Origin of the sequence: Klebsiella ornithinolytica, from assembly GCF_030505655.1 — a bacterium.
Lineage (GTDB): Bacteria > Pseudomonadota > Gammaproteobacteria > Enterobacterales > Enterobacteriaceae > Klebsiella > Klebsiella ornithinolytica.
The window spans coordinates 4,047,613-4,067,190 of the sequence record NZ_CP130153.1 but is presented as its reverse complement, the minus strand read 5'-3'; the positions used below and the strand labels follow the sequence as shown (position 1 = coordinate 4,067,190).

Annotated in this window: 14 protein-coding genes; 6 read left to right on the top strand and 8 right to left on the bottom strand. The window is 59.8% G+C overall.

Annotation, left to right across the window (positions count from 1 at the left end; all coding sequences use genetic code 11):
* Positions 1-106 precede the first annotated feature (106 nt).
* Together Q1L34_RS19420 and Q1L34_RS19415 are read right to left on the bottom strand one after the other, a co-directional pair.
* On the bottom strand, positions 107-1,627 hold the full coding sequence (locus Q1L34_RS19420) for an FGGY family carbohydrate kinase (protein WP_032716850.1): 1,521 nt from the start codon (positions 1,625-1,627) through the stop codon (positions 107-109).
* 363 nt (positions 1,628-1,990) lie between these two features.
* Positions 1,991-2,941: a sugar-binding transcriptional regulator gene (locus Q1L34_RS19415; RefSeq protein WP_004859320.1), complete on the bottom strand. Its 951-nt coding sequence runs from the start codon at positions 2,939-2,941 to the stop codon at positions 1,991-1,993.
* A gap of 365 nt (positions 2,942-3,306) precedes the next feature.
* Here Q1L34_RS19415 and Q1L34_RS19410 point away from each other — a divergent pair, with 365 nt between their 5' ends.
* Together Q1L34_RS19410 and Q1L34_RS19405 are read left to right on the top strand one after the other, a co-directional pair.
* Positions 3,307-4,137, top strand: a complete 831-nt coding sequence (locus Q1L34_RS19410; RefSeq protein ID WP_004859323.1) for a transketolase — start codon at positions 3,307-3,309, stop codon at positions 4,135-4,137.
* Complete coding sequence (locus Q1L34_RS19405) at positions 4,130-5,065, top strand: transketolase family protein (RefSeq protein WP_004859326.1); 936 nt, start codon at positions 4,130-4,132, stop codon at positions 5,063-5,065. The genes Q1L34_RS19410 and Q1L34_RS19405 overlap by 8 nt, the downstream gene beginning before the upstream one ends.
* Before the next feature lie 49 nt (positions 5,066-5,114).
* On the opposite strand, the gene entD is transcribed toward Q1L34_RS19405, so the two are convergent.
* Entirely contained in the window at positions 5,115-5,750 is a 636-nt protein-coding gene (entD, locus tag Q1L34_RS19400) for an enterobactin synthase subunit EntD (protein ID WP_327204246.1), read from the bottom strand.
* A 116-nt stretch (positions 5,751-5,866) separates the two neighbouring features.
* Complete coding sequence (locus Q1L34_RS19395) at positions 5,867-8,107, bottom strand: TonB-dependent siderophore receptor (RefSeq protein ID WP_015584930.1); 2,241 nt, start codon at positions 8,105-8,107, stop codon at positions 5,867-5,869.
* A 257-nt stretch (positions 8,108-8,364) separates the two neighbouring features.
* On the opposite strand from Q1L34_RS19395, the gene fes reads away from it, so the two are divergent.
* The 3 genes from fes to entF all read left to right on the top strand — a co-directional run bounded on the left by fes (position 8,365) and on the right by entF (position 13,765).
* A complete protein-coding gene (gene fes, locus Q1L34_RS19390) occupies positions 8,365-9,570 on the top strand; it encodes an enterochelin esterase (protein WP_064357276.1) in 1,206 nt (401 codons plus the stop codon).
* A 98-nt stretch (positions 9,571-9,668) separates the two neighbouring features.
* Positions 9,669-9,887 (top strand): MbtH family protein, encoded by a 219-nt coding sequence (locus Q1L34_RS19385; RefSeq protein WP_004859340.1) that lies wholly within the window; start codon positions 9,669-9,671, stop codon positions 9,885-9,887.
* Positions 9,884-13,765: an enterobactin non-ribosomal peptide synthetase EntF gene (gene entF, locus Q1L34_RS19380; protein WP_327204245.1), complete on the top strand. Its 3,882-nt coding sequence runs from the start codon at positions 9,884-9,886 to the stop codon at positions 13,763-13,765. Before Q1L34_RS19385 ends, entF begins: the two co-directional genes overlap by 4 nt.
* Before the next feature lie 435 nt (positions 13,766-14,200).
* Here entF and fepC read toward each other — a convergent pair whose 3' ends face one another.
* Genes fepC through fepD form a run of 3 tightly spaced genes read right to left on the bottom strand, consistent with a single transcriptional unit; the run spans position 14,201 to position 16,988 of the window.
* Positions 14,201-14,995: an iron-enterobactin ABC transporter ATP-binding protein gene (gene fepC, locus Q1L34_RS19375; protein WP_004859346.1), complete on the bottom strand. Its 795-nt coding sequence runs from the start codon at positions 14,993-14,995 to the stop codon at positions 14,201-14,203.
* The gene (gene fepG, locus Q1L34_RS19370; RefSeq protein WP_015584925.1) at positions 14,992-15,984 is read right to left on the bottom strand and encodes an iron-enterobactin ABC transporter permease; all 993 of its coding nucleotides are present in this window, start codon (positions 15,982-15,984) and stop codon (positions 14,992-14,994) included. The genes fepC and fepG overlap by 4 nt, the downstream gene beginning before the upstream one ends.
* Complete coding sequence (gene fepD, locus Q1L34_RS19365; protein ID WP_015584924.1) at positions 15,981-16,988, bottom strand: Fe(3+)-siderophore ABC transporter permease; 1,008 nt, start codon at positions 16,986-16,988, stop codon at positions 15,981-15,983. Before fepD ends, fepG begins: the two co-directional genes overlap by 4 nt.
* A gap of 237 nt (positions 16,989-17,225) precedes the next feature.
* Between fepD and entS the strand changes: the two genes are divergently transcribed.
* Positions 17,226-18,467 (top strand): enterobactin transporter EntS, encoded by a 1,242-nt coding sequence (entS, locus tag Q1L34_RS19360; protein WP_004859354.1) that lies wholly within the window; start codon positions 17,226-17,228, stop codon positions 18,465-18,467.
* A 48-nt stretch (positions 18,468-18,515) separates the two neighbouring features.
* On the opposite strand, the gene fepB is transcribed toward entS, so the two are convergent.
* Positions 18,516-19,475 carry a Fe2+-enterobactin ABC transporter substrate-binding protein gene (fepB, locus tag Q1L34_RS19355; RefSeq protein WP_004859357.1) on the bottom strand — a complete coding sequence of 320 codons (960 nt, stop codon included), beginning with the start codon at positions 19,473-19,475 and terminating at the stop codon, positions 18,516-18,518.
* Positions 19,476-19,578: the final 103 nt, after the last annotated feature.

The following is a 19,578-nucleotide window of genomic DNA, read 5'->3' as shown; positions in this document are numbered from 1 at the left end:
CGGGTACGGTGAAACAACGCAAGGCCTGAAAATCAGTTGTATGGTCCGGGGCTCTCCTTATGTTGATGATTCAGGTTCGTCGCGCAGCAGGATCCCTGGTGGGGCGTCAGGCGGACGGGGCCGGTTTCCATAATGTTCTGTCCACCGCATGGCGCCATTCCTGCCATCTTTTCTGTAAACGCAGATGGCGCGCCATATCGGGGCGAAATTCGCTGTGTTCGGTTAAGAACGCGCTTAAATCAGTCAGCGTACCGGGATGAATCGCTTTGCGGGCCAGCAGGGCCGCGCCAATCGCCGACAGTTCGGGGACATCGCTGCGCATCACCGGGCAACCCAGCAGATCGGCCTGGTATTGCATCAGCCAGTCATTTTTTGTCGGCCCGCCATCGACCATCAGCGCCGCCAGGTGAAAGTCGTCATGCTGGCGCATGGTAAGCACCACATCAGCAATCTGGTAAGTGATGGATTCCAGCGCGGCGCGAATCAGGTGGGCGCGCTTGACGCCGCGGCTGAGTCCGCAGATAACCCCGCGCGCGCTGTCGTCCCACCAGGGGGCGCCAAGACCGGTTAGCGCGGGGACAAAATAGACGCCCAGCGTGGAATCGACGGAGGCCGGCAGGGTATTGAGCTCGTGGGCCAGTTCGTGCGCGGAGAGCTCGCTTAATCCCGTGCTATCGGCCATCCAGGCCACCGCATCGCCGGTATGGGGGATATTGCCTTCCAGACCATAAATGATGCTGTCGCCATCGTGCCAGGCGATGGTGGTGGCCAGTGCGGCAATATCGCATTGAGCTGACTTCACCGGCGCCATGACCGACGATCCCGTGCCATAAGTGGCCTTAACGCAGCCCAGTTCACCGAGCGCGTGACCAAACAACGCGGCATGTGAATCGCCGACCATCGCCATCACCGGGATGCCGTCAGGAATGGCGGCCAGCCCTCGGGTATAACCGAATAACCCGCTGGAGGGTTTAATCTCAGGCAGCGCGGCGCGAGGGATCTGGAACAGCGCCAGCATTTCGTCATCCCATTGACCGGTATGTAAATTGAGTAACTGTGTCCGCGCGGCGTTGGAGTAGTCGCAGCTGAATGCTGCGCCTTGCGTCAGGTTCCACAGCAGCCAGCTATCGATGGTACCGAGGCAAATCTCACCGCGTTCAGCCATCTCCCGGCCTTCCGGCAGCGACTCCAGCAGCCAGCGCATTTTTGAGGCGGAAAACAGCGGGGCAATCGGCAGTCCGGTGGTGGATTTAATCCGGGATTCTTTGCGATCGCGGCGCAGCGCTTCACAGAACCCCGCGCTGCGGGTACATTGCCAGGTGATGGCGGCGTTAATCGGTTTGCCGCTCTGGCGGTACCAGCCGATGGCGGTTTCACGTTGGTTGCTGATGGCTAATGCCGCCACGTTTTCTGCGCCAACGTGGTCGATAGCATTGGCTATTACCGCCAGCGAGGCCTCGACTAACGCCTCTCCGGATTGTTCTACCCAGCCATCGCGCGGTGTCTGGATAGCTAACGGTTGAGAAAACTTCACAATAACGTTGCCACGGCCGTCAAGTACCACCGCTTTGGCGTTAGTGGTACCTTCATCGAGCGCAATGATGAACTCTTTCTGTGTTGCCAGCATTAGATAGTCTCCTGAGTCACACGTCGTCCTGGCGCGAAGGGAAGGGCGAGCATTCCTCGTTATCGCATTGCTGCTTAGCAGGCCATGATGTGACATTTCGTTATCACTTTTTTAATCACTGAATATATATTCGATAGTGATTATTTATTTAATACCTTAGCCAGAAAGTTTCTCTGGGGCCAGAGGGAAAGTTATCAATTGTGCTGGCAATCACACTTATCTGGATCGTGAAATGTGCAGGGGATGCTGAGTGGGTACCGCGCTTAAACTATTTATTAAATTGAAATATAAACATTTATTTGATGTGCCTTTGCGTCTTCCAGGAGGGCGCAAAGGCATGAGAAAAGATGTTTTAGCGGCGGATCAGGCGGTGACGAGCAGCCTGGCGGTCGGATAATCGGTGATTAAAACGTCAATATAACCGCCGGAGAGGGCGCCCTTGATGGCGGCGACTTTATCGCTACCGCCGGCCAGTGCGACGACATTGGGGCATTTTTTGACTTTCTCCAGCGCCATGCCGATAACAGGATCTTCATCATCACGTAACACCGCCTGCCCGTTTTTATCGTAATAGTGCAGACAAATATCCCCGACGGCGCCGCGCTCCGCCAGCACCTGCAGCATATCTTCGTGGTAATAGTTGCCTGATGTTTTGAGCAGCTGCGAAGGTTCGAGAATACCAATCCCGACGATAGCGATATCGACTTCATCAAAACGTGAAATCACATCGGCTACATCCTGGCTGGCAATCAGCCGGTTTTTCTCTTCCACCGAGCCTTCAATACTTTGCGAAGGCAGCAGCCAGGCTTCACAGTTTAGCCGTTGCGCCAGAGTCTGAGTGAGGATCGTTGCCTGCACATTGCCGTTAGGACCCACTCCGCCCAGCAGTTGAATCACGCCGCTGGCTTTCAGGTTCTGCGCGTGAACCTCGTCGACCATGGCCCGAATGGTCGAGCTCCAGGAGGAGACGCCAATCAGATCTTTTGGCCGTAGCCGCGTTTCAAGATAGTGGGCCGCGGCCGAACCGATGGCTCGTTTAAGGGTATGGTCGCTGGCATCCTCTTCGGTGTCCACCACGATGGCCTGCTTTATGCCGTAGCGATCCTCAATGCCTTTTTCGAGATTCAGGAAAATATTCGAGGGCTGCACGACGCTAATTTTGACCACCCCTTCTTTCTGGCAGCGGGTGATGGCGCGGGAGACAAATGACTGAGAAAGCGAGAGAAGTTGAGCAATGTCGGACTGCTTGCGTCCTTCAAGGTAGTAAAGAGTGGCAATCTTAACTAATAGCCGTTGTTCATCCTGCTTAGCCATATATATCCCCGAAAATCATTAACGTGCAGCCATTATGTTAGAGCCTGTAATCATACGCGAAAAAAAAAGACATTTAAGTGTGATGAGACTCTAACTTTTATCAATCCTCTAAAACAGCTATGGACAAAAACAGAACAGCGGTTGCATAATTGAATAAAGAATCATATGTGAATATATATTCATGATGATTTCAGGTCAACTGAAAAATTATCCAGGCGCAGGTATGCCTGATGGTGAGGAGGCAGAATGTTCCTGAGTCTGGTGCAGCGGCGAAAGCGCTGTGATGCGCTGCCAGGGGATATCTGGTTTTTTTAGTCCCTTACGGAATAAATATTCCAAGTTGAAATTAAATTCAGAGGTATTAAATGAATCCCTATAACTACGATGTTCAGGCACTTGAGCGTCAGGCTCGTGCGGTACGCCGCCACATTATCAGATTGAACGCCAACAGCCCTGCCGGCGGTCATACCGGCGCCGACCTGTCGCAGGTGGAGCTCTTAACCGCGCTGTACTTTCGTATTTTGAACGTTGCAGCGGACCGCATTGCCGATGAAGGGCGTGACATCTATATCCAGTCGAAAGGTCATGCGGTGGGCTGCTACTACTGCGTGCTGGCCGAGGCGGGATTCTTCCCGGTCGACTGGCTGAGCACCTATCAGCATGCCAACTCCCACCTTCCCGGTCATCCGGTTCGCCAGAAGACGCCGGGCATCGAGCTGAATACCGGGGCTTTAGGGCACGGTTTGCCCGTGGCGGTAGGACTGGCGTTGGCAGCGAAAAAGAGCCACAGCGCCCGCCGCGTCTTCCTCATTACCGGCGATGGTGAACTGGCTGAGGGGAGTAACTGGGAGGCCGCGCTGGCCGCCGCACATTACGGTCTTGATAATCTGATCATTATTAATGACAAAAACAACCTGCAGCTGGCCGGACCAACCCGCGAAATTATGAATACCGATCCGCTTGCCGAAAAATGGCAGGCCTTTGGTATGACCGTGACCGAATGTCAGGGCAATAATATGGCCTCGGTTGTCGCGACGCTTGAAGGATTAAAGCAGGAAGGGAAACCCAACGTCGTTATTGCGAATACCACGAAAGGCGCCGGCATCTCCTTTATCCAGGGGCGTCCGGAATGGCACCACCGGGTGCCGAAAGGTGAGGAGATTGCGCTGGCACTGGAGGAACTGAAAGATGAGTAATGCAGAACACCTGGCAAACGTGATGGTTCAGGCGTTTATCGATGCCGTTGAAAATGGAGTTGATCTGGTGCCTGTTGTCGCCGACTCAACATCAACCGCAAAAATCGCGCCATTTATTAAACATTTCCCTGACCGGCTGGTTAACGTCGGTATTGCCGAGCAAAGCATGGTCGGTATGGCGGCCGGTCTGGCGCTGGGGGGGAAAGTGGCGGTGACCTGCAATGCCGCGCCATTTTTGATTTCCCGCGCCAATGAACAGATCAAAGTCGATGTCTGTTACAACAACACCAACGTCAAATTATTTGGTCTGAATGCGGGAGCCAGCTATGGCCCGTTGGCGAGTACGCACCACGCTATTGATGACCTTGCGGTGATGCGTGGATTCGGCAACATTGAGATTTACGCGCCATCATCGCCACGGGAATGTCGGCAGATAATCGACTACGCCCTTCATCATCAGGGGCCGGTTTACATCCGTCTCGACGGTAAAGCGCTGCCGGAGCTGTATGCTGAAAACTATCGTTTTGCTCCCGGCGCCGTAAACACGTTGCGTGAAGGCCACGATCTGGCGCTGGTCGCTACCGGTTCGACGGTGCATGAAATTGTCGAGGCCGCCCAAACGCTGGCAGAGTCAGGGATTCAGGCGCAGGTGGTTAGCGTACCTTCGATTCGCCCTTGTGACACCTCAGCGTTACTGGCCGCGCTGAAGGGATGCAACGCGGTGATTACGGTTGAAGAGCATAATGTGAACGGTGGTCTGGGAAGCCTGGTAGCAGAGGTTATGGCGGAGGCAGGTATCGGTATTCCGCTGAAACGGCTGGGTATTCCAGATGGCGAATATGCGGCGGCGGCGGATCGTGGCTGGATGCGTCAGCACCACGGCTTTGATGCCCAGGCTATTATCGCCCTCGCCAAAACGATGTGTTGAGTCAGCATGACGTTTCCCCCGTGCGGCCCTGACCGCGCGGGTTCTTCCTTTACTGCCGGTGTTGCGTTTGGCAAAGCGTGATGACGTAGGACTCATCCACCATCCAATGCACCTGGAACACCTGCCGCGTAGTCCACAAAGTGATGACCTCGCCCTGAATGTCAGTTATCCGAAAGTGCATAAACCCTGTTCCTGCCTGCTGCGCGAGAGGCAGGGCCTTAAACCCACTCTCTTTGGCCGAAAAAGCCAGGGTCAGAGCCAGTTCGAAGGGCAGTCCGCTCGCCTTCAGCACCCCGCGTTCCGCCGGGCTGATAATACTGCTTTCCAGCTCCTCCGCCAGCGCGAGGGTGAGCACGTTTTCGATGTCGATACCAACCGGTCGGGCGGCGACGACGGCCAGCGCGCGGGTGTCGCAGTGGCTGATGCTGCCAGACCACGGGGCAGGCCACAGCGGCTGCCGCTGGTCACCTGTTCCGGGAACGCCTTTCACGCCCACTGCTTTCAGGGCGCAGGCCGCCGCGATACGCCCGGCAAGATGTTCCATCTGCCGTTTCCGGCCGCAATGTTCGATCTGCGGGTGGTGGGAGAGCCACATGATATCGTGAGGCGCAAAGGTGGCCGGGTCGAAATCAATCTGATGCAGCCGATGGCCGGCAAAAAGAAAAGTGGAGTGTGTCGTTTGCATAGTGTCATCCTACGTCAGGATGCAGGTGAGGGGATAGCCTGGCGGTTGCCCCGTCAGGAGGCCAAAAAGCCAGGCCGCCCTCCGGGGGGAGAACGGCCTGGTCTTCAGGCGCGTAATCAGAACTGCGTGTTGACGCTCATGTACCAGGTCCGGCCCGATTCGTTATAGGTTTCGGCGCCCGCGCCGTACATATAACCGGTATCGCCGCCGGTGGTCTGGGCATTACCCGCGCGCCAGTGGCGCTTGTCAAAGACGTTATCCACGCCGCCGGTCAGACTGACGTATTTGGTGACGTCCCAGGTCGCGCTCAGACCGAGGATGCTGTACGGGCTCACCTCGTTCTTCTCGCTGCCGGTGACCGGCTGACCTTTGTAGTTATACTTCTTCGGTTCCTGCTTGCCGTACCAGGTGAAGGTCGACTGCACCGAAACATCCTGGTATATCTGCCAGCTCAGCGTTGAGTTCAGCGTATATTCCGGAATAATCGACAGACGGTCGCCGGTCTCTTTGTTCTTACTCTGCAGCATGTAGGTGATATTGTTGGTCCAGTTAACGGTTTCGCTAACCGGGACGTTCAATGTTCCTTCCAGGCCTTCTACTACCGCTTTCGGTACGTTTTCCCACTGGTAAATATCGGTTTTCACTTTACTCGTACCGGTCTGGGAGATCGGTGCATAGCCAGCTTCAATCTTGTTGCGGTAGTCGTTACGGAACCAGGTCACTCCGGCCAGCCAGCCGTCGCGTTTAAACTCAAGGCCGATCTCTTTGTTGATACTGGTTTCCGCTTTCAGGTCTTCGTTACCCATCATATAGCAACCGGTGCCGGTTGCGCTGGCATAACAGCCCTGGCCTTTACTGTACAGAATGTAGTTCGGGTTGGTCTGGTACAGGCTCGGCGCTTTATAGGCGCGGCCGATGCCCATCTTCAGGGTGAAGTCATCCCCGAGTCCCTGAGACAGGTTAAGCGACGGGCTCCAGTTGTTCCCCACAATGCTGTGGTGGTCAAAGCGCAGCGCCGGGGTCAGCATGGTGGAGTCGGTCAGCTCGATGTTGTCTTCAGCAAACAGCGAGAAGATCTCCGCCTGAGAATACGGGCTGCGGCCGGTGCTTGTAAAACCCGGAATGTCGCCGCCCATAAAGGTCTGGGTGTTGGAGGCCAGATCCTTCATCCGCTGCTGGTTCCATTCGGTACCCAGCGTCAGGTTCTGATTGACCCACAGGTCGAACGGAACGCTGACTTCACTGTGCAGCATCACGTCGGACAGGTCGATATCAGAGAATTGATCGCTGCTGAAAATCCCTTCCGTGCCCCCGGCCAGGCCTTCGCCTTTACGCGAGTTGCGGGTGTGCTCGTACTGCGCCCAGTTGCTGGTGGTGATGCCGTTATCCCAGCCGCCGTTCCAGGTCACCGAGTAGGTCTGGCGATAGAGACGGTTGGTCTCTTTGCCGTAATTTTTTTTCACCAGATCGTTGGTGTTGGTGTTCTGCGTATCCCCGGCGTACAGGTTGCCCTGGCGGCTGTAGCCCGCCTCAAACTCCAGCGAGTTCATCGGTGCAAAATCCCAGCGTACGACGCCGTTGATATTTTTGTTCTCCACCCCTTCACGGCCGGCCGGTAGCGTATCGGCGTAAATACCGGTACGTTCTGACTGATGGCCCTGGTTGATATCCCAGGCATCGGCCTGGGTTTTATCGAGGTTGCCTAACAGGCGGAAACTGAAGTCGCCGCCCAGCGGGCCGTTCAGGCTGAAGTTGGTGCGTTTGGTGGAGCCTTCATCTTTGTGCTCCGGGGCGTTCATGTAGGTGTTCCATGAACCGTGCCACTCGTTATCACCTTTTTTGGTGATGATATTGACCACGCCGCCCGCGGCGCCGTTGCCGTAGCGTACCGCCGCCGGTCCACGAATGACTTCAATGCGCTCAATCAGCTCCGGTGGGACCCAGTTGGTATCGCCGCGGGTATCGCGCTCGCCGCGCCAGCCCAGGCGGATGGAGTTACGGCTGGTGACCGGTTTGCCATCAATCAGGATCAGGGTATTTTCCGGGCCCATGCCGCGGATATCAATCTGGCGGTTGTTACCGCGCTGGCCGCTGGTGGAGTTGCCGGTCAGGTTAACGCCCGGCATGGTGCGGATAATTTCGGAGACATCGCGAGCGGGGGGACGTTTACGAATTTCCTCGGCGGTGATCGTCGATACGCCCGGCGCCTGCAGGTTTTGTTCGGCGGCAGTAACCACCATCGTCTCTTCGGTAGCCGTTTTTTTACTGTCGAGGGTCTCTTCCGCACACAGCGGGAAGGCGACCCCATAAATTCCCAGATTGACCAGCAAGGTCAAAGATTTGATCTTGTTATTCATTTTACGTCCTGCTTTCCGTTGCCGCATGCCCCTGAAACCCCTTCCCACCGGGAGGGGAGGCGGCAGAAATGTGGTCAGTAGAGGGCGAAGGCATTCCATCGCTGACCAAATGGCCCTTTCTGACATGTGTAATTAGAAGTGACTCTTCCCAAAGCGCGGTAATACGCTATTGCAAATGCAAATAGTTATCAATAATATTATCAATAAAAATTACGTTTATTGAGAAAAATCACGGTAAACATAGGGTTAATGACGGAATGTTAATGACAGGAAGTGATGACTGGTGGCAGGGGATCTCCGGTCCGCAGGCTGAGGCCGTTGGCGATGGCTATCGGGTGACCTTCTGGTGGCGAGATCCGGCGGGCAGCGAAGAGACCTCGTTGACGAAGCGGGTGTGGATTTACATCACCGGCGTCACCGACCATCATCAAAATGCCGTGCCGCAAACCCTGAAGCGCGTGCCCGGTACCGATGCCTGGCAATGGCAAACCACGCTGTCGCCCGCCTGGCGCGGCAGCTACTGCTTTATTCCCTCCGATCGCGATGACGATTTTGCCCCTGAGATTTTCAACGGCGGTAGCCCGGACCGTACGCTGCTGCGGGAAGGCTGGCGCAGACTGCTGCCGCGGGCGATAGCCGATCCGTTAAACCCGAAAAGCTGGAAAGGCGGACGCGGCCATGCGGTTTCGGCGCTGGAGCTGCCGCTGGCGCCGGAACAACCCGGCTGGTCGCTGCGGAATACACCTTATCAACCGCCAGTGTGCATTGAATGGCACAGCGCCCGGCTGGGTAACACGCGGCGGATATGGGTTTACACCACCGGTGAGGCCGTTGCCGCAGAGCGTCCGCTGGCGGTACTGCTTGATGGCCAGTTCTGGGCCGAGAGTATGCCGGTTTGGTCCGCACTGGCCGGGCTGACGCGCGAGGCAAAACTGCCGCCTGCGGTCTATCTGCTGATTGATGTTATCGACAACGAACACCGGAGTCGGGAGCTGCCCTGTCACGCCGATTTCTGGCTGGCGGTGCAGGAAGAGCTACTGCCTCGGGTACACCAAATCGCGCCTTTTAGCGACCGCGCCGATCGCACCGTGGTCGCCGGTCAGAGCTTTGGCGGCCTGGCGGCAATGTTTGCCGCGCTGTACTGGCCGCAGCGCTTTGGCTGCGTGCTGAGTCAGTCTGGTTCCTACTGGTGGCCGCATCGCGGTGGCGCGCAAACCGGCCTGCTGATCGAACGCCTGAGCCAGGGCGTGCTCCGCCCCCACGGCCTGCGAATCTGGCTGGAAGCCGGAGAGCGTGAGCCGCTTATTTTTCGCGCCAATCAGGCGCTTTTATCACAACTACAGCAGACACAGCAGACGATTTTCTGGCGTCAGGTTGACGGCGGGCACGATGCGCTTTGCTGGCGTGGTGGGCTGACGGCTGGGCTCATCCAGCTCTGGCAGCCGTTGAGCCGCGCGCAATAACAAAGTGCGCTTCAGACTCAACATCCTTCCGCATACCCCGAGGCGCTAGCCAGGGCGAAAGCCGACGGGAGGATGACGAGTAAAGACAGGAGTTTGGTATGCAATTCAGCAACCCCTTCGATAATCCGCAAGGGCAGTTTTACATTTTGCGCAACGAACAACAGCAGTACAGCCTGTGGCCGCACCACTGCGCGCTACCGCAAGGCTGGGTAGTGGAATGCCCGCCGCAGTCCTTAGAGGCGTGCAACGGCTGGCTGGCGGCGAACTGGTCAACCCTTACCCCTGCCCACTATGCAACCTCAAGGAGCCGGACATGAGCACTCGTTTACCGCTGGTCGCGGCGCAGCCTGGGATCTGGATGGCGGAGCGGCTCTCTACGTTGCCCGGCGCATGGAGTGTCGCCCACTATGTCGAACTGCGTGGCAATCTGGACCCGGCGCTGCTGGGACGGGCGATCGTCACTGGTCTGGCGCAGGCCGACACGCTCAGCATGCGCTTTTGCGAAGATAACGGCGAAGCCTGGCAATGGGTCGATGAGCACCGCGCTTTTGCCGAACCTGACTATTGCGATCTGCGCGAGGCGCGCGATCCGCACGACGCCGCGCTGGCGTTAATGCAGGCCGACCTCGGGCAGAATTTACGCGTGGATGGCGGTAATCCGCTGGTTTGTCACCAGCTGCTGCGCGTGGCGGATGACTGCTGGTATTGGTATCAGCGTTATCATCATTTACTGGTCGATGGCTTCAGTTTCCCCGCTATTACCCGCCAGATCGCGGCGATTTATCGCGCCTGGCAACGTGGGGAGGCGACGCCGGCGTCACCGTTTACCCCTTTCGCTGAGGTTGTTGAAGAGTATCAGCGCTACTACGGCAGCGAGGCCTGGCAGCGCGATAAAGCGTTCTGGATGGCGCAACGCAACGCCCTGCCGTCACCGGCATCGCTCTCTGCGGCACCGCTGGCGGGGCGGGCGACCAGTACCGATATCTGGCGCCTGAAGCTGGATCTGGATGCCGGCCTGTTCAGCCGCCTGGCCGCCGGCGCACCGCAGTGTCAGCGAGCCGATCTGGCGCTGGCGCTAACCACCCTGTGGCTCGGCCGTTTATGCAACCGCATGGACTATGCTGCGGGCTTTATCTTTATGCGGCGGATGGGCTCGGCGGCATTGACCGCAACCGGCCCGGTACTGAACGTCCTGCCGCTGGCGATACATATCGATGGGCAAGAGACCCTGGCGGAGCTGGCGTTGCGTCTCAGCGCCCAGCTGAAAAAGATGCGTCGCCACCAGCGTTACGACGCCGAACAAATCGTGCGCGATAGCGGCAAAGCGGCGGGCGATGAGCCGCTGTTTGGCCCGGTGCTCAATGTTAAAGTTTTTGATTATGTTCTGGATATTGACGGTATCGAGGCGGTGACCCACACCCTGGCGACCGGCCCGGTGAACGATCTTGAACTGGCGCTGTTTCCGGATGAGTCCGGCGGACTGTCGCTGGAAGTGCTGGCGAACAAAGCGCGCTACGACCAGACCACGTTGCGCGCGCACGTGGCGCGTTTATCCGCGCTGCTGACCCAGTTTGCCGCCGATCCGGCGCTACGCTGCGCAGAGGCCAATCTGCTCTCGGCCGACGAGACGGCGCAGTTGGCGCAGGTCAATGATACCGGCGTGGCGCTGCCGACGATGACGCTCAGTGCCCTGGTGGCGGAACAGGCGGCGAAAACGCCAGATGCCCCGGCGCTGGCGGATGCCACCCGGCAGTTCAGCTATCGGGAAATGCGTCAGCAGGTGGTGGCGCTGGCCCGGCTGCTGCGTGAACGCGGCGTCAAGCCCGGCGACAGCGTGGCGGTGGCGTTGCCGCGTTCGGTGTTCCTCACCCTCGCGCTGCACGGCATCGTTGAGGCCGGCGCGGCCTGGCTGCCGCTGGATACCGGGTATCCGGACGACCGCCTGCGTATGATGCTGGAGGACGCGCGTCCTACGCTGCTGATTACGGCAGAAGATCAGCTGGCCCGCTTTAACGATATTCCGGGTCTTGAAACCCTGTGTTATCAGCAGCCGCTTGCGGCGGATGATGATACTCCGCTGGCGCTCTCACAGCCGGAGCATACGGCGTACATCATCTTTACCTCCGGCTCCACCGGACGCCCGAAAGGGGTGATGGTCGGGCAAACTGCGATCGTTAACCGACTGCTGTGGATGCAAAATCACTATCCGCTTACTGCCGGGGATGTGGTGGCGCAGAAAACGCCGTGCAGCTTTGATGTGTCGGTATGGGAATTCTGGTGGCCGTTTATCACCGGCGCGCAGCTGGTGATGGCCGAGCCGGAAGCCCATCGCGACCCGCAGGCGATGCAGCAGTTCTTTGCCCGCTACGGAGTGACCACCACCCACTTTGTGCCATCAATGCTGGCGGCGTTCGTGGCTTCGCTGGATGCTGAAAACGTGACGACCTGCCGGACGCTGAAGCGCGTCTTCTGCAGCGGGGAAGCACTGCCAACCGACCTGTGCCGCGAGTGGGAAGCGTTGACCGGCGCGCCGTTGCATAACCTCTATGGCCCGACCGAGGCGGCGGTGGATGTGAGCTGGTATCCGGCCTGCGGGACGGAGCTGGCGGCGGTCACCGGCAACAGCGTGCCGATTGGCTGGCCGGTATGGAATACCGGGCTGCGTATTCTCGATGCCACTCTGCGGCCGGTTCCGCCGGGCGTCGCCGGGGATTTATATCTGACCGGCATTCAGTTAGCTCAGGGGTATCTGGGCCGCCCGGATCTGACCGCTTCGCGCTTCATTGCCGACCCGTTTGCCGCCGGTGAACGGATGTACCGCACCGGCGACGTGGCGCGCTGGCTGGATAACGGCGCGGTGGAGTACCTTGGGCGTAGCGATGACCAGCTGAAAATTCGCGGACAGCGTATTGAGCTGGGCGAAATCGACCGCGTCATGTCTGCGCTACCGGACATTTCCCTGGCGGTAACCAACGCCTGCGTTTTCAATCAGGCGGCGGCGACCGGCGGCGATGCCCGCCAGCTGGTTGGCTACCTGGTGTCAGAGTCCGGCCTGCCGCTGGATATGACAGCGCTGAAAACGCGCCTCGCCGAACAGCTGCCGCCGCACATGGTGCCGGTGGTGCTGATTCAGCTAGCGGAACTGCCGCTGAGCGCCAACGGCAAACTGGATCGCAAAGCGCTGCCGCTGCCGACGTTGGGCAGTGAAAGCAGCGGACGAGCGCCGGAGGCGGGAATGGAAACGACGGTCGCAGAGGCGTTCAGTCGGCTGCTGGGCTGTGAAGTGAACGACATTGAAGCCGATTTCTTCGCCCTCGGCGGTCATTCTCTGCTGGCAATGCGCCTGGCGGCGCAGCTCAGCCGCGAGCTGGGACGTCAGGTGACGCCCGGGCAGGTGATGGTGGCCTCGACGGTGGGGAAACTGAGCGCGCTGCTGGCGTCCGATCTTAGCGATGAGCAGGCGCAGCGCCTGGGCTTTGATGCGATTCTGCCGCTGCGCGTCGGCGACGGACCAACGCTGTTCTGTTTCCATCCGGCATCCGGTTTTGCCTGGCAGTTCAGCGTGCTGGCCCGCTATCTTAGCCCGCGCTGGTCGATTACCGGCATTCAGTCGCCGCGACCGGAAGGGCCGATGATGAGCGCGGCAAATCTCGATGAAGTGTGCGAGCAGCATCTGCAGACTTTGCTGGCGCAGCAGCCGCACGGGCCCTATTACCTGTTTGGCTATTCCCTCGGCGGGACGCTGGCACAGGGCATTGCTGCCCGCTTACGCCAGCGCGGCGAAGCGGTGGCGTTCCTGGGCTTGCTGGACACCTGGCCGCCGGAGACGCAGAACTGGGCGGAGAAAGAGGCTAACGGTCTGGACCCGGAAGTGCTGGCCGAGATTGCACGTGAACGAGAAGCCTTCCTGGCTGCCCAGCAGGGACAGGCTTCCGGTGAACTGTTCCGTGTCATTGAGGGCAACTATGCCGATGCGGTACGCCTGCTGACCACCGCGCATAGCGCGAAGTTTGATGGCAAAGCGACGCTGTTTGTGGCGGAGAAAACGCGCCAGGCGGGGATGGATCCGCAGGCGGCGTGGGGCCCCTGGGTGGGTGAACTGGAGGTCTTCAGCCAGAACTGCGCCCACGTGGATATTATCTCCCCGCAGGCCTTCGAATCAATTGGTCCGGTCGTACGGGAGATTCTGGGGTAGCCCGGAGGATATTGCCGGGTGGCGGCTGCCGCCTGACCCGGCCTACGGAGCGTAGCAGAGCCTGCGCAAGGATGCAGGACGGTAGGCCCGGTAAGCGCAGCGCCACCGGGCGAAGCCTCGATGCTCCGGTCGTGCGGGAGATTCTGGGTGAGCCCGGAGGGTATTGCCGGGCGGCGGCTGCCGCCTGACCCGGCCTATGGAGCGGCGCAGAACCCGCGCAAGGATGCAGGACGGTAGGCCCGGTAAGCGCAGCGCCACCGGGCGAAGCCTCGATGCTCCGGTCGTACGGGAGATTCTCGGGTAGCCCGGAGGATATTGCCGGGCGGCGGCTGCCGCCTGACCCGGCCTACGGAGCGTTGCAGTACCCGCGCAAGGATGCAGGACGGTAGGCCCGGTAAGCGCAGCGCCACCGGGCGGATCTTCAAGCGAGAGGCGTTACCGGCGCCCCAGCGGCACGACCAGCGGCGTATGGGCGACCGGATCGTCAATGATCATGCAGCGCAGGCCGTAAATCTGCTCGATCAATTCGGCGGTGACAATCTCTTTCGGCGCCCCCTCGGCAATGATTTTACCCTCGCGCAAGGCAATCAGATGCGTTGCGTAGCGGCAGGCCTGGTTGAGGTCGTGCAGTACCGCCGCGAGGGTATACCCCTTTTCGCGGTTGAGCTCGCTCAGCAGCTCCAGCAGATCGATTTGATGGCTGATATCCAGCCAGGTGGTGGGCTCGTCGAGCAGCATAATGGCCGTTTCCTGCGCCAGCACCATCGCAATCCAGGCCCGCTGCCGTTGGCCGCCGGAGAGCGTATCGACGCTTTGTCGTGCCAGGTCGGTTATTCCGGTCGCCCTCATGGCGCTGTTGACCGCGTCATCATCCTCTTTACGCCAGCGGGTAAACAGCGGCTGATGCGGATAGCGGCCGCGCGCCACCAGCTCCTGAACGGTAATATCTCCCGGCGTAGTGGCATTTTGCGCCAGCAGACCGATGCGCTTCGCCACCTCTTTGCTGGCATAGCGCTGGATCTGCTCACCGTCGAGATAAACATGGCCGCTGGCCGGCGTCATCAGGCGACTCAGGGTACGCAGCAGCGTTGATTTCCCGCAGCCGTTAGGGCCAATGATCGCGGTGAAATGGCCGTCAGGAATGGTCACATTCAGCGATTCGGCGATGGTCTTTTTGCCGTACGCCAGGGTTAGCTGGTCGCCGCGCAAACGGGTCGTTTCGGCGGTCATTTTTTGCGGGACTCCTGAATTAACAGCGCGATGAGATAGATGCCGCCGAGGCTGACGGTCACCACTCCCACCGGTAATTGATAGGGCATAAACAGGCGCTGGGCGCTGTAGTCAGCCAGCGCCAGCAGCAGCGCGCCGCAGAGCGCCGATTGGGTTAGCCCCCAGCGCGCGGTGCCGCTCAGGCGACGGGCGATATGCGGCGCGACCAGGGCGATAAACGAGATCGGTCCGGCTAACGCGGTGGCAGCGGCGGTCAGCACCACGCCCACCAGCATCATCAGCAGGCGCGAACGTTCTACCCGCACGCCGAGCGCGCAGGCGGTATCGTCGCCCATCTCCAGCAGGCGCATGCGCCGCGCCAGCAGCGCCGCCGCGACCAGCATCAGCACAATCAGCGGCGCCGAGGGCCAGGTTTTGCTCCAGGTCAGGCCATTGAGCGAGCCGGCATTCCATAGTCCGGCAGAGAGAGCGGTCTCCAGCGAAGCGCGCAGCAGCAGCCAGGTATTGAAGGCCACCAGCATGGCGCGAACGCCGATGCCGATAATAATCAGGCGGAAAGTTTCGATGCCGTTGCGCCAGGCCAGCAGCCACACCACCAGCGCGGTCAACACGCCGCCGGCCATCGCCGCCAGCGCAATCGCCGCCAGGTTCTGGCCGAACATCACCATCGCTACCAGCACGCCGCTCCAGGCGCCGGTGTTGAAGCCCATCACGTCCGGGCTGCCCAGCGGGTTACGCATCAGCGACTGAAAAATGGCGCCGCTGACGCCAAGCCCCGCACCGATCAGCAGGGCCATCAGCACCCGCGGCAGTCGCCATTCGGTGACCACCATAGTGATGTTACGCGGCGCATCGCCCAGCAGAGCGGAAAGCACCTGCTCGACGCTTAACGGCACCAGCCCGCTGCCGAGACCCCAGAGGGAGACCAGCAGGCTGGCGGCCAGCAGAAGCAGACAGCTGAGCAGCAGCCGGCGGGAAGGGGCGATCATATTGCACCTCCGCGCGGCTGACGGCGCACCAGCCAAATCAGTACCGGCGCGCCGATAAAGGCGCTGACTACCGAGACTCGCAGTTCACCGGGGACCAACAGGCGGCCCAATACATCGGCAAACAGCAGCAGGGCAGGGGTTGCCAGTAAGGTGACCGGCAACGACCAGCGATGGTCAGCGCCCACCAGCCAGCGCGACATATGCGGCATCATCAGGCCGATAAAAGCGATGGGGCCAACGACCGCCGTGGCGCTACCGCAAAGCACGGTAATCGCCAGCAGGCCGATGACCTGAGTGCGGGCCACCCGGCTGCCGAGCGCGGTGGCGGTATCGTTGCCGAGACTCAGACTGTTCAACGCCCGGCTTAACAGCAGCGTCACGACGGCGGCAATCACCACCGGCAGGAGGACGATTTTCAGCGTCTGCAGAGTGCGAATATCCAGCGAGCCGGCCTGCCAGAAACGTAGCTGGTCATAGACATCAGGATTGAGGAGCGCAATCCCGTTGGAGAGCCCTTCCAGCACGGCCGCCAGCGCCACGCCGGCTAGCGTCAGACGTACCGGGCTGAGCTGACCGCCGCCCTGACTGCCGGTAAAGGCCACCAGCAGCGAGGCGCCAAACGCGCCGCAAAACGACATCAGCAGCTGTTCCTGCGGGGAGTGGATGCCAAATAGCGCGGCACCCAGCACAATTGCGAAGCTGGCGCCGGAGTTCACGCCGAGAATGCCGGGGTCGGCAAGGGGATTACGCGTCAGAGTCTGCATCAGCGATCCTGCCAGGCCCAGCGCGGCGCCGGCCAGCAGTCCCGCCAGGGTTCGCGGCAGCCGGGCGTCCAGCACGATCGTGCAGTCGGCACTCTGACAGGTAGCGGAAAAAGCATCCACGACGACGCTCACTGGAAGAGGTTTGGCGCCAATCAGCAGGCTGAGAGCGATAGCAAAGGCTAAAACGAGTAACAGACCCGGTACGGCAACGGCGCGCACCGTGGTCGTAGAAAACGACATAATTCACATCCCTGACATGATAATGATAGTAATTATCGTTATCGATTCTGTTCAGTTATGTTAGCATGGCGGCCCACAAGAATGGTATACGCAAAATCATTCAGAATGCATCGCGGCGGCAAACGCACGCTTGCCTGGAAGTATCGCTAACCGTATGACCGGGCTAAGGAAGTACAGCCAATAAGCACGCTGCCTGAACGATCGCGCGTTGATGGAAAATAATAACAAGGCGCTGTAATGAACCGACAATCCCGGCTGCTGAATCTCAGTCTGCTGCAAACCCATCCGGCGTTTCGCGCCGTCTTTATCGCCCGTTTTATCTCGATCCTGTCGCTCGGCCTGCTGGGCGTGGCGATTCCGGTCCAAATCCAGATGATGACCCACTCTACCTGGCAGGTGGGGCTCTCGGTCACTTTGACCGGCTGCTCAATGTTTGTTGGCCTGATGGTCGGCGGCGTGCTGGCGGATCGCTATGAGCGGAAACGTTTGATTCTGCTGGCGCGTGGGACCTGCGGCGTGGGGTTTGTCGGTCTGTGCCTCAACGCGCTGCTGCCTGAGCCGTCGCTCATCGCTATCTATCTGCTGGGTATCTGGGATGGTTTTTTTGCTTCGCTGGGCGTGACGGCGCTGCTGGCGGCGACGCCGGCGCTGGTCGGGCGTGAAAACCTGATGCAGGCCGGCGCGATCACCATGCTGACGGTGCGTCTGGGCTCGGTGATTTCGCCGATGATCGGCGGTCTGCTGCTGGCCACCGGCGGGGTGGCCTGGAACTATGGCCTGGCGGCGGCGGGGACGTTTATCACCACCCTGACCCTGCTGCGGTTGCCGCTGCTACCGCCGCCTCCTCAGCCGCGGGAACACCCGCTGAAGTCGCTGCTGGCGGGGCTGAAGTTCCTCTTCAATAGCCCGCTGATTGGCGGGATTGCTCTGCTGGGCGGTCTGCTGACAATGGCGAGCGCGGTTCGGGTGCTTTATCCGGCGCTGGCCGACGGCTGGCAGATGTCGGCCTCGCAGATTGGTTTGCTCTATGCCGCTATTCCGCTGGGGGCAGCGCTTGGGGCGTTGACCAGCGGTCAGCTGGCGCAAACGGCGAAACCGGGCGCTCTGATGCTGATGACGACGGTCGGCTCATTTGTGGCCATTGCGCTGTTCAGCCTGATGCCGGTCTGGGCATTGGGCGCGCTGTGTCTGGCGCTATTTGGCTGGCTGAGCGCGATCAGCTCGCTGTTGCAGTACACCCTGATTCAGACCCAGACGCCGGAAGCGATGCTCGGGCGTATTAACGGTCTGTGGACCGCGCAGAACGTCACTGGCGATGCGATTGGCGCCGCGTTGCTCGGCGGACTGGGGGCGATGATGACGCCGGTCGCGTCGGCAAGCACCAGCGGTTGGGTGCTGGTGATTGTCGGAGTAATACTGATTGGGCTGCTGGGAGAGCTGCGTCGTTTCCAGCGTCCTGAGGCGGTCAGCGAAAGTTAAACGCGCAGGGGCATCCCGGTCAGGCGCAGCGCCTGCCGGGCATGATGGTTAGCTGAAGAGCGTGGCGAGACGCTGCAGTACCAGCATGGCGCTGTAGTAATCGAGACGGAATGTTTCTGTACCGAGCGGATAGACGCGCTTGTTCTCTACCGCCGGGAGGTGCGCCAGCAGCGGGTTGGCGTAAATCGCATCGGCATCTTTTCCGTCACCGGCAAACAGGAACAGGCTGTTGCCATTGAGGCCTGCGGCTAAATTCTCGCCGCCCAGCTGGATAATGTCATGGCGTTTCCCCTGGCTCTGGCTGGCATGCAGACCGGCGGGTAAGGTCGCCAGTTTAAAGCCCAGCTGTTCAAGCATCTGACCTTGAGCGGATTCCGGCGTCCACAGGTTGGCGCTGTGGGCGGCGGCGGTATAGACCAGCGCGCTGATCGGCTGAGGCGGGAGTTTCATCTGGTGCTTCAGGGTGGCGAGCTGCTTATCAAACTCAGCAATACGCGCCGTCGCCTGCTTTTCGTGGCCGGTGATGTGCCCCAGTTCGGTCAACAGCGCCTGCCAGCTTTTGTCATCGTAATTAATGATAAGCGTCGGCGCGATGGTGGAGAGCTGGTCATACAGCGCGAGGGCGGAGTCGCCGCCGGTAGCGCTGATCAGAATCAGATCCGGCATTTGCGCGGCGACGGCCTCGGCGCTGGGTTCGCCGATGTACAGGCGCGCGAGCTTACGTTCTTTCGCGACGGCGCTCCACTGACGCAGAAATCCCCGATCGTCGGCTACGCGGTTGTTCGGCGTGGTTGCACCGCTGGCGACGACCGGCGCGTCAATCGCCAGTAAGGATCCGGTGAGGGTGACGCTGGTGGAGACGATGCGCAGTGGTTTGCTTTCCAGCGTATGTGCGCCGCGGCTATCGGTCACCTGACGAGGCCAGTCGGCCGCCAGAGCTGAGGTAATTCCTAAAAGCACCAGCCCGCAGGCCAGCAGGGTACGGCGGCATAATGTGGACAAATTCACGAATTCGCATCCTGATTCAGTTGGGATAAATGCGTCTCATTTTCAGCTTTGTCGTGCGTGGATGCAAGCCTAAGTCGCACAACATGCCGTTTGTACGGTTGAC

Excerpts from the sequence above, each read along its gene's own strand:
- entF (WP_327204245.1), top strand. The coding sequence starts at position 9,884 with ATGAGCACTCGTTTACCGCTGGTCGCGGCGCAGCCTGGGATCTGGATG.
- fepD (WP_015584924.1), bottom strand. The coding sequence starts at position 16,988 with ATGTCGTTTTCTACGACCACGGTGCGCGCCGTTGCCGTACCGGGTCTG.
- entS (WP_004859354.1), top strand. The coding sequence starts at position 17,226 with ATGAACCGACAATCCCGGCTGCTGAATCTCAGTCTGCTGCAAACCCAT.
- Q1L34_RS19415 (WP_004859320.1), bottom strand. The coding sequence starts at position 2,941 with ATGGCTAAGCAGGATGAACAACGGCTATTAGTTAAGATTGCCACTCTT.
- Q1L34_RS19420 (WP_032716850.1), bottom strand. The coding sequence starts at position 1,627 with ATGCTGGCAACACAGAAAGAGTTCATCATTGCGCTCGATGAAGGTACC.
- Q1L34_RS19405 (WP_004859326.1), top strand. The coding sequence starts at position 4,130 with ATGAGTAATGCAGAACACCTGGCAAACGTGATGGTTCAGGCGTTTATC.
- Q1L34_RS19395 (WP_015584930.1), bottom strand. The coding sequence starts at position 8,107 with ATGAATAACAAGATCAAATCTTTGACCTTGCTGGTCAATCTGGGAATT.
- fepG (WP_015584925.1), bottom strand. The coding sequence starts at position 15,984 with ATGATCGCCCCTTCCCGCCGGCTGCTGCTCAGCTGTCTGCTTCTGCTG.
- Q1L34_RS19410 (WP_004859323.1), top strand. The coding sequence starts at position 3,307 with ATGAATCCCTATAACTACGATGTTCAGGCACTTGAGCGTCAGGCTCGT.
- fes (WP_064357276.1), top strand. The coding sequence starts at position 8,365 with ATGTTAATGACAGGAAGTGATGACTGGTGGCAGGGGATCTCCGGTCCG.
- Q1L34_RS19385 (WP_004859340.1), top strand. The coding sequence starts at position 9,669 with ATGCAATTCAGCAACCCCTTCGATAATCCGCAAGGGCAGTTTTACATT.
- entD (WP_327204246.1), bottom strand. The coding sequence starts at position 5,750 with ATGCAAACGACACACTCCACTTTTCTTTTTGCCGGCCATCGGCTGCAT.
- fepC (WP_004859346.1), bottom strand. The coding sequence starts at position 14,995 with ATGACCGCCGAAACGACCCGTTTGCGCGGCGACCAGCTAACCCTGGCG.